The organism is Mitsuokella sp. AF21-1AC (genome assembly GCF_003458855.1).
Taxonomy (GTDB): Bacteria; Bacillota; Negativicutes; order Selenomonadales; family Selenomonadaceae; genus Mitsuokella.
In genome coordinates, this window is sequence record NZ_QRVW01000002.1 from 72385 (window position 1) to 84989 (window position 12605).

6 protein-coding genes are annotated in these 12605 nt (G+C 60.4%); all 6 read right to left on the reverse strand.

Features of this window, described 5'->3' with window-relative positions; all coding sequences use genetic code 11:
* Window positions 1-24 precede the first annotated feature (24 nt).
* The 6 genes from DWX75_RS01215 to miaB all read right to left on the reverse strand — a co-directional run bounded on the left by DWX75_RS01215 (window position 25) and on the right by miaB (window position 12399).
* Entirely contained in the window at window positions 25-3414 is a 3390-nt protein-coding gene (locus DWX75_RS01215; protein ID WP_118014136.1) for a DNA polymerase III subunit alpha, read from the reverse strand.
* A gap of 107 nt (window positions 3415-3521) precedes the next feature.
* Window positions 3522-5186 carry a ribonuclease J gene (locus tag DWX75_RS01220; RefSeq protein ID WP_118014138.1) on the reverse strand — a complete coding sequence of 555 codons (1665 nt, stop codon included), beginning with the start codon at window positions 5184-5186 and terminating at the stop codon, window positions 3522-3524.
* Between the two features lie 270 nt (window positions 5187-5456).
* On the reverse strand, window positions 5457-6317 hold the full coding sequence (locus DWX75_RS01225) for a class I SAM-dependent methyltransferase (protein ID WP_233519421.1): 861 nt from the start codon (window positions 6315-6317) through the stop codon (window positions 5457-5459).
* Between the two features lie 23 nt (window positions 6318-6340).
* Window positions 6341-8287 carry a DNA mismatch repair endonuclease MutL gene (gene mutL, locus DWX75_RS01230; protein ID WP_118014139.1) on the reverse strand — a complete coding sequence of 649 codons (1947 nt, stop codon included), beginning with the start codon at window positions 8285-8287 and terminating at the stop codon, window positions 6341-6343.
* The gene (gene mutS / locus DWX75_RS01235; RefSeq protein ID WP_118014142.1) at window positions 8284-10911 is read right to left on the reverse strand and encodes a DNA mismatch repair protein MutS; all 2628 of its coding nucleotides are present in this window, start codon (window positions 10909-10911) and stop codon (window positions 8284-8286) included. Before mutS ends, mutL begins: the two co-directional genes overlap by 4 nt.
* Before the next feature lie 153 nt (window positions 10912-11064).
* Window positions 11065-12399: a tRNA (N6-isopentenyl adenosine(37)-C2)-methylthiotransferase MiaB gene (miaB, locus tag DWX75_RS01240; RefSeq protein WP_118014145.1), complete on the reverse strand. Its 1335-nt coding sequence runs from the start codon at window positions 12397-12399 to the stop codon at window positions 11065-11067.
* Between the last annotated feature and the right edge of the window lie 206 nt (window positions 12400-12605).

Genomic DNA, 12605 nt, shown 5'->3' on the forward strand with positions numbered 1-12605 from the left:
CGCCAATCGCAACACATTCCGGCATCACCGCTTCTTGATGGCGTTCTCGCCGAGCAGCGCGGCGAGTGCCGCGTCCGCCTCGGGGCTGCCGTCGAGCCAGAACGCGCCTGAGGCCTTCTGCCAGTGGCCCTGGCTGTGGAAATACGTGACGTGATTGCCGCGGTGCCCGGCAAAGATCTCATGCATCGCCGCTTTCTGCTGCTCGTCAAGGCCCGCGGGCGGCAGGGTGATGTAGTATTCCGTGAGATAGAGGTCGAGCGGCCAGATTGTGTCGGCGATGAGCTTGACCTCACCGTCCGTCGTGATATCGGCCTTGCCCTGCACGACAATCGGCGAATCGGGCACGAGCATGTTGACATGCTGGTAGAAGATGCGCGGGAACACCGTGACCTCGAGCGAATCAGTGAAATCCTCGAGCGTCACGAAGCACATCGTGTCACCCTTCTTCGTCGTGATGCGCTTGGCCTCCGTAATCATGCCGCCGAGCCGCAGCACCTGATGGTTCCGGATGCCGTTCTCCTGCAGCGAGCCGATGCGCGGCAGATTTGCGAGCTTGTCGGCAAACTGGTCCAGGGGATGCCCCGTGATGTAGAAGCCCGTCGTCTCCTTCTCCCAGTTCAGCATCTCCTGCTTCGAGACTTCGGGGATGTCGGGCAGCTTGATGGCACCGGCCTCGCCCATCGTCTCCTCCGTGAAGAGGCCGAGCTGACCGCTCTGGCGGTCGCGCTGCTTCTGATACGCCTCAGTGACGGCCTGCGGCAGGATGGCGAGCAGCTGGCTGCGCTTCGCGCCCGTGCTGTCGAACGCACCGCATTTGATGAGGCTTTCCATCACGCGCCGGTTGACGATGCGCATATCGACGCGCGCGCAGAAATCCTGCAGCGAAGCAAACGGCCCGTCCTGCGCACGGATCTTCTCGACGCTCTCGATGGCGCTCTCGCCGACGTTCTTGACGGCCGCAAGACCGAAACGGATGGCATCGCCGTCGACGCTGAAATACGAGGAGCTCGCATTGATGTCGGGCGGCAGGATGCGGATGCCCATGCGGCGGCTGAGCTCGATATACGTCGATACCTTCGGCGTGTCCATGATGCTCGTGAGCATCGCGGCCATGAACTCCGCCGGATAGTGTGCCTTGAGGTACGCCGTCTGCCAGGCCACGAGCGCATACGCCGCACTGTGCGACTTGTTGAAGCCGTAATCGGCGAAATGCGTCAGGAGGTCGAAGATCGTGTTGGCAAGCCCCGGCTCGATGTGATTCTTCGCGCAGCCCTGCAGGAAATTCTCCTTCTGGGCCATCAGGATTTCGTGCTTCTTCTTACCCATGGCGCGGCGCAGGAGGTCGGCCTGGCCGAGCGTGAAGCCCGCGAGCACCTGCACGATCTGCATGACCTGCTCCTGGTAGAGCACGACGCCGAACGTTTCCTTGAGGATGGGCTCGAGCAGCGGATGCATGTAGGTGACTTCCTTCTCGCCGTGGCGCCCAGCGATGAAGTCCTCAACCATGCCGCTGCCGAGCGGTCCCGGCCGGTAGAGCGCGACGAGCGGGATAAGGTCAGAGAAGCCCTCGGGCGCGAGGTCGCGCACGAGCTGCGTCATGCCGGACGACTCCATCTGGAACACGGCTCCCGTGCGCCCCTCGCAGAGCATCTTCGACGTCGCCTCATCCTCGAGCGGAATCTTGTCGATGTCGATTTTCTCATGGCGGCTCTTCTCGATGTTCGCGAGCGTGTCGCTGATGACCGTCAGCGTGCGCAGGCCCAGGAAGTCCATCTTGAGGAGGCCGAGCTCCTCGACGTGGTCCTTGTCGTACTCAGTGACGAGCGTGCCCTCTGAGATCGAGACGGGCACGTAATCCGTCAGCGGGTTGCGCGCGATCACGACGCCGGCCGCATGTGTCGAAGAGTGGCGCGGCAGACCCTCGAGCTTGCGCGCAAGGTCGATGAGGCGCTTGACCTCGGGACGCTCCTCATAAGCCCGTCGGAAATCGGCCGACTCCTTCATGGCCTTGTCGAGCGTGATCTTGAGCTCGTTGGGCACGAGCCCCGCGATCTCCGCCACCTCGGCATACGGCATGTTGAGCACGCGGCCGACATCGCGGATGGCGCCCTTGGCCGCCATCGTGCCGAACGTCACGATCTGCGCGACATGGTCGTAGCCGTAGCGTTCCTTGACGTAATCGATGACCCTGCCACGCTGGATGTAATCAAAGTCCACATCGATATCCGGCATCGTCACGCGCTCCGGGTTCAGGAAGCGCTCAAAGAGCAGATCGTACTTCAGAGGATCAAGATTCGTGATTCCGAGCAGGTACGCGACGATGCTGCCGGCCGCCGAGCCGCGGCCCGGGCCCACGCCGATGCCGTGCTCGCGCGAATAATTGATGAAATCCCAGACGATGAGGAAGTAGCTGTCGTAGCCCATGCGGTGGATGATGCCGAGCTCGTATTCGAGGCGCTCCCGGACCTTTTCCGTAATCTCGGAGTAGCGGCGCGGCAGATTCTCCTCGCAGAGATGGCGCAGATACGCTTCGTCGTCGGCATACGGCGAAGGGATTGGATAATACGGCAGCTGCAGATGGCCAAACTCAAAATCCACCTGGCACCTTGCCGCAATCTTTTCCGTATTGGTGATGGCCTCGGGATACTTGGAAAAGAGCGCCGCCATCTCCTCGGGTGACTTGAGATAATAATCATCGCTCGCAAAGCGCATGCGCGAAGGGTCGTCAATCGTCTTGCTCATCTGGATGCAGAGCAGGATGTCGTGAAACTCACTGTCCTCGCGGTGCACGTAATGCAGGTCGTTCGTCGCAACGAGCCCGACATCGTATTTCTTCGCGAGCTCCACGAGCCCGGCATTGGCCTTGCGTTCCTCGGGCAGCCCGTGGTTCTGGATTTCGAGGAAGAAATTGTCGCGGCCGAAAATCCCGAGGTATTCCTGTACGAGCGCCTCGGCATGCTCCCTGTTATCCTGCAGGATGGCGCGCGGGATCTCGCCGGCAATGCAGGCCGACAGGCAGATAATGCCCTCGTGGTACTTTTGCAGGAGCTCCTTGTCGACGCGCGGCTTGTAGTACATGCCCTCGATGTTCGCGAGCGAGACGAGCTGCACGAGGTTGCGGTAGCCCGTCTGATTCTCGGCGAGCAGGATCAGGTGATAGTAGCGCACGCCGCCTGTCTCCTGGCGGTCTCTGCGGTCGCCGGGCGCCACGTAGACCTCGCAGCCGATGATGGGCTTCACGCCCTGCTTCTTCGCTTCCTTATAAAAATCGATGACCCCGTACATCGCGCCGTGGTCGGTGATGGCAATGCTGTCCATGCCGAGCTCTTTCGTCGCCGCGATGAGATCCTTGATGCGGCTCGCGCCGTCGAGCAGGCTGAATTCCGTATGGACATGAAGATGGGTAAACGGCATTCTCGCACTCCTTCCCCCATGAAATCGGACAGATCTTCTCTGTCCGCAGTCAGCAGAAAAGCCGGAGACGCAGCTCCGGCTCAAATTCCTTATGATGGTGCTAAGACTCAGACCTCCATGATGATCGGCAGGATCATCGGGCGGCGGCGGGTCTTCTCGAAGAGATAGCGGCCGAGCGCATCGCGCACGTTCGCCTTGATGGCAGCCCATTCCTTGACCTTTTCATCCTCGCAGCGGTCGAGTGCCTGCTGGACGCGGGCCTTCGCCTCGTCCATGAGGGCCTCCGACTCGCGCACGTAAACAAAGCCGCGCGAGACGATGTCCGGGCCGGCGACGACGCGGTTCGTCTGCTTGTTCATCGTCACGACGACGATGAGAATACCGTCCTGCGAGAGCTGACGGCGGTCGCGCAGCACGATGTTGCCGACATCGCCGACGCCGAGGCCGTCGACCATGACCATGCCGGCCGTGACCTTGCCGGCCACCTGGCCCTTCTCGCGCGTGAACTCGAGGATCTGGCCGTTCTCGCTGATGAAGATGTTCTCCTTCGGCATGCCGAGCTCACGGGCAAGGCGTGCATGCTGCACGAGATGGTGGTACTCGCCGTGGACCGGGATGAAGAATTTCGGGCGCACGAGATTGTGCATGAGCTTGAGCTCTTCGCGGCTCGCATGGCCCGAGACATGGATGCCCTGGTTGCGGCCGTAGATGACGTTGGCACCGAGCTTCATGAGGTTGTCGATGGTCTTCGAGACAAGCTTCTCATTGCCCGGGATTGGCGTGGCCGAGATGATGACCGTATCGCCCGGCACAATGCCAACCTTGCGGTGATCCGACATCGACATGCGCGTCAGAGCCGACATCGGCTCGCCCTGGCTGCCCGTCGTGATGATGACCACCTGCTCCATGCGGTAGTTGTGGATCTCATCGATGTCGATGAGCGTGCCCTCAGGCGCCGTGATGTAGCCGAGCTCGAGCGAGATGTTGACGACGTTGACCATGCTGCGGCCAAGTACGGCAACATGGCGCTTGTAGCGCACCGCCGTGTCAATGACCTGCTGGATGCGGTGGACGTTCGACGAGAACGTCGCGACGATGATGCGGCCGCGTGCGTTGTGGAACGCCTTGTCAAAGGCCGCACCGACCGTGCGCTCCGACGGCGTATGGCCTTCGCGCTCCGAATTCGTCGAATCGGCCATGAGGACGAGCACGCCGCGGTTGCCGAGATCCGAGAACCGGCGGAAATCCGTCATCTTGCCATCGATTGGCGTGTAGTCGAGCTTGAAGTCGCCCGTATGCACGATCATGCCGACCGGCGTCTTGATGGAAAGGCCGACGGCGTCAGGAATCGAGTGGTTGACGCGGATGAAGCCGACGGAGAAGCAGCCGACATTGATGATGTCGCCCTGCATGACCGAATGCAGATTGCTCGAGTCAACGCCGTTCTCCTTGAGACGTCCCTCGAGGATGCCGAGCGTCAGCCGCGTGCCGTAGACCGGCACATTGATTTTCTTGAGGACGTACGGCAGTGCGCCGATGTGATCCTCGTGGCCGTGCGTCAGCACGATGGCCTTGATCTTGTCCTTGTTCTCAACGAGATAGCTGATATCCGGGATGACGAGATCGATGCCGAGCATGTCCTCTTCCGGGAACATAAGGCCTGAATCGATGACGAGGATCTCATCGTCCACACGGATGACCGTCATATTCTTGCCGATTTCCCCCAGGCCTCCGAGAGGGATAATCTGTAATTTTTGTGCTCCTTTAGACAAAAAAGTACACCTCCACTGATAATGCTGATTGAGTTCTTTCTTTATAGTGAATTTTATTGCGTTCGTAATTCGTAATACGACAAGCAGACCTGAAGCGTCGCGCGTTCAGGAATCGCTTATGAAATTGTAGCCGCTCAAATCATTCTTTTTTATTTTATCATCATGTAATCCATAAATCAACGAAATTCCGTGGAAAAAGGCCACTTCCTGCCAATGAGGAAGCGGCCTTTCGCAAAACGGACAGAAATCTGCACACGATTTCGTATTGATTCAGTTAGTTTCATCGAGAATGCGCACGCCGTAATGCACCTTGCTGTACCTGCCGCCCATGATGTGCGAAAAGCCCAGGCGCGCGAACTCATGGCTGCGGGCATTCTCCTTGAAGACGACGCGGTGGCGGGCGACGCGGCAGGCATCCTCGATCATCGCGGGCGTGATGGCCGCGTAGTTGGCGACGGTCCGCAGCGGCGTGAGGCTGCGGCTCTCCATCAGTGGATGGCGGAACATCGGATCGAAGTAGACGACGTCGAACGATTTTTCAGGCAGCGTCTTCAGATAGTGTGCCGCCTCATCGCAGACGGTATGGACGCCGCGCATGGCTTCCTGCATTGGCCAGTTCTCCGCCTTGAAATGCTGCAGGCCGTAGCCGACGACCGTCTCGATGAGGGGCTCGGACTCCACGCCCGTCACGGAGCCTTCGGGCCCCACCGCAAAGCTCGCGACGATGGCGTCGGCGCCGAAGCCCAGCGTGCAGTCGAGCACGTGCATGCCGCGCACAAGCCCCATAGCCTCGACCATACGGTCGCCCTCGCCGCCGCTGCCGAAGCGCAGGTTCTTGAGGCGAAGATGCGCCATGTTCGGGTGGAAGAAGAGGTCGCCGTGCGGCGTCTCAAGCGTCAGGAGACCGTGCTTGGCCACGAGCAGGAACTCGGCGCCATAGTGCTCGCGCAGGGCTGCCGATGACCGGTTTCGACGCTCGATGTAAGGGATGCCGGCGTGCGCGGCCGCCCATCTCGCAAGCGTCACAGCGTCTTCCGTCTGCTTGCGCCCCGTTGTCGCGACGGCTCTTATCCTTGATGCCTTTGGTGTCACCAGGTCCAACGCTTCCCGTATGTCATTTGTCTCGTGCAAAAGAATCCTCCTCTCAAGCCGGGTCAAAAGCCGAAGCCCGTGCGCTTGAACATCTTCGCGAGCTCGTCGTTGCTGAATTTCAGGATGGTCGGACGGCCGTGCGGGCAGGTGTACGGGAACGGCGTGTGCGCGAGCTCGTCCAGGATAATCTGCATCTGGCGCAGGCTGAGCTCTTCGCCGGCCTTGATGGCCGCGCGGCAGGCCGTCGTCGCCAGGCACGCCTGACGGATTTCCTCCGCGGAAGTCTTGTGCATCTCATGCAGATTCGTCAGGATTTCCCGCACGATGTCCTCTGCCTCGCTGACAGGCACATCAGCCGGCACCTCCACGAGGCGGAATTCGCGCTCGCCGCTCGGCTCCATGTGGAAGCCCAGTGAGACGAAGAGGTCCCGGTTCTCTTCAATGAGCGCAGCCTCGCTGTCGTCAAACGAGAGGATCTGATGCACGAGCAGCTGCTGCGACGGGATGCCTTCGGCCATGGCCGAGAACTTATCGAACAGGATGCGCTCATGCGCCGCGTGCTGGTCGATGATGTAGAGGCCCTTGGCGTCCTGCGCGATGATGTACGTGAGGTCGACCTGCCCAATGGGGATGATGTTGCCGTCATTCTCGAGCAGCACGCCATGCTCCTGGCAGGGCTCGGCGGCAGGATCTGCCTGCGGGGCAGTTTTTGCCTGCGGCTGTATGCCCGCTTCGCCCTGTACGGCGGCAGCGGCTGGCGCTGCCGCCCTTCTTTCCACTTCCTGGCGGCGCTCCTGCTGCAGGGCCGCCTGTGCCTCGTGAAATTCCATGGCAGGCCTTGCACTGCCATGCACGGCTTCGTAAATGGTCTGCGGCCTGCCAGAGGGTGCCTGCTCCCGGCGCGGCCACGAGGGCACGGGCGAGAGCGGCTCCGTCGCGGGCACGAAGCGCATGGGCTCCATCGTATAATGGTGCTCGGGCTTTTCCACGACGGCCGCCACCTCGCCGAGCGCGCGGTCCGCCGCCGGCCGGATGGCATCGAGCACGGCCTTGTAGACCGCCTTGAAGACGCGGCTCTCATCCTCGAATTTGAGCTCGCTCTTCTGCGGATGCACGTTGACGTCAATCGTGCGCTGCGGCACCTCGATGTTGACCACGGCCAGCGGGAAGCCGCTCTTCGGGATCAGCGACTTATAGGCGTTGTCAATGGCTTTCGCGATTGCGCGGCTCTGGATGATGCGCGAATTGACGATGTACGTCTGCCAGGCGCGGCTGCTCTTGAGCATCGACGGTTTCGTGATGTAGCCCGAGATGTGGATTTCCTCGCCGTCGAGCGACAGTGCGAGCAGGGAATCGGCCGCCTTGCCCCCGTAGATGGCGCGGATGGCGTCAAAGAGATTGCCGTTGCCCGGCGTCACGACGGATACCTTATTGTTGTTGATGAACTGGAACGCGATATCGGGGCGCGAGAGGGCCAATTTGACGATGAAATCGTTGATCTTGCCGCCCTCCGTATGCGTCGTCTTGAGGAATTTCTTGCGTGCCGGCGTGTTGAAGAAGAGATCCTCAACCTTGATCGTCGTGCCGAGGCTGCAGCCGGCCTCGCGGATATCGGGCTCCTGCCCGCCGCAGATATCGACGCGCGTGCCGAGGTCCTCGCCTTCCTGCCGCGTCAACAGGGAAAAGCGCGAGACTGAGGCGATTGTCGGCAGGGCCTCGCCGCGGAAACCCAGCGTGCCAATCGTGTTGAGGTCGCTGACGGCCTTGATCTTGCTCGTCGCATGGCGCAGGATGGCCAGGCGTGCATCCTCCGCGCTCATGCCCCGGCCATTGTCCGTCACGCGCATGAAGCTCGTGCCGCCCGCCATAATCTCGACCTCGATGCGCGTCGCACCGGCATCCATGGCGTTCTCGACGAGCTCCTTGATGACAGACGCCGGCCGTTCGACGACCTCGCCGGCCGCGATTTTGTTGATGGTGTTGTCATCGAGTACGTGAATCGTGCTCATGCCTGACCCTCCTCCCGTTTCGCCTGCTCCTGCAGCTTGTAAAGTGCGTTCATGGCCTCAAGCGGCGTCATCGTCATGACATCGAGTGCCAAAAGCGACGACGCGAGGCTCGAGGAAAAGAGCGAGCCCATCGAAGCGTCCGCCTGCTTCTGTCCTGCCGAAACTGCAGCAGCCGCAGTCCCCTTGGACGCCTCTGCCGTCTGCCCGGCAGCCGGTACGGCCGCCTGCTCCGGCGCCGCGGCCTCGAGCTCCGCAAGGATTTCCTCGGCACGGGCCGTCACGGATTTTGGCAGACCCGCGAGGCGCGCGACGTGGATGCCGTACGACTTGTCCGCCGCGCCCTTGATGATGCGGCGCAGGAAGGCCACCTGCTTGCCGCGTTCCTTGACGGCCACGCAGTAATTCTTGATTTTCTCGTCCTCGAGGTCCGTGAGCTCATGGTAATGCGTCGCGAAAAGCGTCTTGGCATGGACCTTCTTCTCGATGTATTCGATGACGGCGCGCGCAATGCTCATGCCGTCGAATGTGCTCGTGCCGCGGCCAATCTCGTCGAGGATGACGAGGCTGTCCTTCGTCGCGTACTTCAGGATCTGCGCGACCTCATTCATCTCCACCATGAAGGTGCTCTGTCCGCTCACGAGGTCGTCACTCGCGCCGATGCGCGTGAAGATGCGGTCCACAGGCGAAATCGATGCCTCGCGCGCCGGGATGAAGCTGCCAATCTGCGCCATGAGCGTCAGAAGGGCCACCTGGCGCATGTAAGTGGACTTGCCGGCCATGTTCGGCCCCGTGATCAGCATGATCTCGCAATCGTGATGGTCGAGCTGCGTGTCGTTCGGCACGAAGAGGTCGCGCGTCAGGATGCGCTCGACGAGCGGGTGGCGGCCATCCTTGATGTCGATGGCCCCGTTCATCGTCAGCTGCGGACGCACGTAATGATACGTGCTGGCCGCTTCGGCGAGGCTCGCGAGCACATCGACGAGCGCGATTTCATGCGCAGTCTGCTGCACCTCAGTCAGATGCGCCTTGATTGTCTCGCGTACCTCCGTGAAGAGATTGTATTCGATATTGACAATCTTTTCCTGTGCGCCGAGGATCTTCGTTTCGAATTCCTTGAGCTCCTCCGTGATGTAGCGCTCGGCGTTCGCGAGCGTCTGCTTGCGGATGTAGCGGTCCGGCACGAGCGACGTGCCGCTGTGGCGCACTTCAATATAGTAGCCAAATACCTTGTTGTAGCCGATCTTGAGCGTCTTGATTCCCGTCTGCTCGCGCTCGCGCTCCTCGATCTCCTGCAGCATAGCCTTGCTGTCGTGCGAGATGCGGCGGTACTCGTCGAGCTCTTCATTGTAGCCCGTCTTGATGATGCCGCCCTCGCGCAGGCTGATGCCCGGCTCATCGACGATGGACCGTTCCAGCAGGTCGACGAGCTCCGCGAAGCACTCGATGCCTGCCGCGCACTGCCGCAAGAGCTCCGACTTGACCCCCTTCATATTTTCCTTGATGCCCGGCAGGCACATCAGCGAAATCTTGAGGGCGATGAGGTCGCGCGCGTTGGCCGTGCCGACCTCGATGCGCGTCAGGAGGCGCTCGAAATCATGGATTTCCTTGCAGCCCTGCCGCACGCCGCCGCGCAGCGCGAAATCCGCCGCAAACTCCTCCACGGCATCCTGCCGCCGGCTGATTTTCGGGATGCTTAAAAGCGGGTACTCGAGCCATTTCTTGAGGAGGCGGCTGCCCATGGCCGTTTCCGTGAAATCGAGCACATCGAGCAGTGTATCCTTCTTGCCGCCGTCACGCAGGTTGCGCGTAATCTCAAGATTGCGCAGCGTATACGTGTCGACCACGAGATTTTCCGAAGCATCGAGATACGTGAGCTGGTTGAGGTGCGTAAGATCCGTCTTGACGGTCTCGTGCAGGTAATCGAGAAGTGTCGCGACGGCCGCCCTGGCCTCGGGTGCCGTCGGGCGTGTCGCCGCGTCGAAATGCTGGACGAGACGGTCATCGATGTGCGCCGACACCTCGTCGATCATCGTGAATGAGCAGTGCGGCAGGCGCAGCGCGATGAATTCGCGCAGATCCTGCTCAAAGGAAAGCCTGCCGACGAGCAAAAGCTCCGGCATCATGAGGCGGTAGAGCTCATCCTGCAGCATCTGCAGACGGTCCGGCCCCTGATAGATGCCGTAGAAGCACTCGCCCGTCGAGATATCCGCACCCGTCAGTACGATCTTTTCCGCCTGCTCATAGACGAGTGCAATGTAATTGTTCTGCGCGTCTTTGAGCGCCGCTTCCGAGAGGACCGTGCCCGGCGTGATGATCTTGATGACCTCGCGCTTCGTCAGCCCCTTGGCCTTCGGATCGCCGATCTGCTCGGCGATGGCCACCTTGTAGCCCTTCTGCACGAGCTTGTTGACATAAGTCTCCGCCGCATGATACGGCACGCCGCACATCGGCGCATTATCCGGATTCTTGCTGCGGCTCGTCAGCGTCAGCCCGAGCTCCTTCGATACGAGCTTTGCATCGTCAAAAAACATCTCATAAAAATCACCGAGACGGAAGAACAGGATCGTACCGGGATTCTGCTCCTTCGCCGCGAGATACTGACGCATCATCGGTGTCATTTCCATCGATAGAAACACCTCCTGTAAAAAAATTCAGCGCTGCTTCCCTTCTCGTCCGGCAGCCGATAAAACGAGAAAAGGCCCTCCCGCAGGAAGACCTTTTCCATCTGTTAAAAACCAGCCTGTTCCCCTGCAGGCAGTCATACCAGGGATTTTCACTCAGTGGACGCGCTCGCCCTTGAGCACCCAGGTCTGCGGGTGCGTGATCTTCACCGTCACGAAATCGCCTGGCTGCTCGCCGTCATGCGCGAACAGGACGATCTTGTTCGTGCGCGTGCGCCCAGACCAGACGGCCGCGTCATTCTTGCTCGGCCCCTCGACCATGACCTCGACTTCCCTGCCGAGCAGTTTCGTATTGATCTCGAGGCTGATCTCATTCTGCACATCCATGAGCTGCTGCAGGCGCGCCTTCTTGACATCCTCCGGCACCTGGTCCTCCATCTTCGCGGCCGGCGTGCCCGAACGCTTCGAATAAATGAAGGTATAGGCCGAATCGTAGCGGATTTCGCGCAGGAAATCGAGCATCTGCGCAAAATCCTCATCCGTCTCGCCCGGGAAACCCACGATGAGATCCGTCGTCAGGCTGACCTCGGGGATGGCCGCGCGGATGCGGCGCACGAGATCCTTGTAGGATTCCACTGTGTAGACACGGTTCATGGCCTTTAAAATGCGGTTGCTGCCGTACTGCACGGGCAGATGGATGTGCTCGCAGAGATGCTCGCCGTCACGGATGGCCGCGATGACCTTATCCGACAGATCCTTCGGATGCGACGTCATGAAGCGCACGCGGCGAATGCCCGGCACCTCGTCGACCATCTTCAGGAGATCGGCGAAATCCGCCTGCTTGTGGTCCTTGCCGTACGAATTGACATTCTGCCCGAGCAGCGTGACCTCCTCGTAGCCGGCTGCGACGGCCTCCCGGACTTCCTTCACGATTTCCTCCGGCAGACGGCTGCGCTCGCGTCCGCGCACATACGGCACGATGCAGTACGTGCAGAAATTGTTGCAGCCGTACATGATGGGAATCCACGCCGAGAGCTTGCCGCTGCGCGCCACCGGCACATCATCCGGCAGCTCCGTTTCGCCGAGCTCCACATCGACGACATGGCCGTGCTCCGCCTCGATCTCGCGCACCACGCGCGTGAGCTCATGCACCTTGTTCGTGCCGAGCACGAAATCGATATGCGGCGCACGCTTGATGAGAGCCTCGCCCTCCTTCTGTGCCATGCAGCCCGTGATGCCGAAGATCAGATCCGGATTCTGCCGTTTGAGATGCTTGATCTCTCCGATCTTGCCGTAGACGCGGTCTTCCGCCGTCTCGCGCACGCAGCACGTATTGATGAGGATGAGGTCAGCCTCTCCCATCTCCTCCGTCGGCTCATACCCAATCGTCTTCAACTGCCCCAGCATGCGCTCCGCATCGCTCTGATTCATCTGACAGCCATAGACAATCAGATGCGCGAAACGATGTACCTTGCCATCGATACGTTTCATATATATAATCCATCCTTTATTCCATGTATTCCATGATAGTCAATAGCATATTTTATCAGAATCCTACCATTTTGTCCATACTGAGATCGTACAGAAAAGCCTTATCCACGGACCTCTTCCACCGCTTCGCGGTCCCCTTTCCCCGCTTTTCGTTTTTCTATCAGAACGGCCAGTCAATGCCGATGTTGCCTGACACTTCTTAGGCC

What these genes read in the sequence shown, in the direction of transcription:
- DWX75_RS01215 (WP_118014136.1), bottom strand. Translation starts at nt 3,414, where the DNA reads ATGCCGTTTACCCATCTTCATGTCCATACGGAATTCAGCCTGCTCGAC.
- mutL (WP_118014139.1), bottom strand. Translation starts at nt 8,287, where the DNA reads ATGAGCACGATTCACGTACTCGATGACAACACCATCAACAAAATCGCG.
- mutS (WP_118014142.1), bottom strand. Translation starts at nt 10,911, where the DNA reads ATGGAAATGACACCGATGATGCGTCAGTATCTCGCGGCGAAGGAGCAG.
- miaB (WP_118014145.1), bottom strand. Translation starts at nt 12,399, where the DNA reads ATGAAACGTATCGATGGCAAGGTACATCGTTTCGCGCATCTGATTGTC.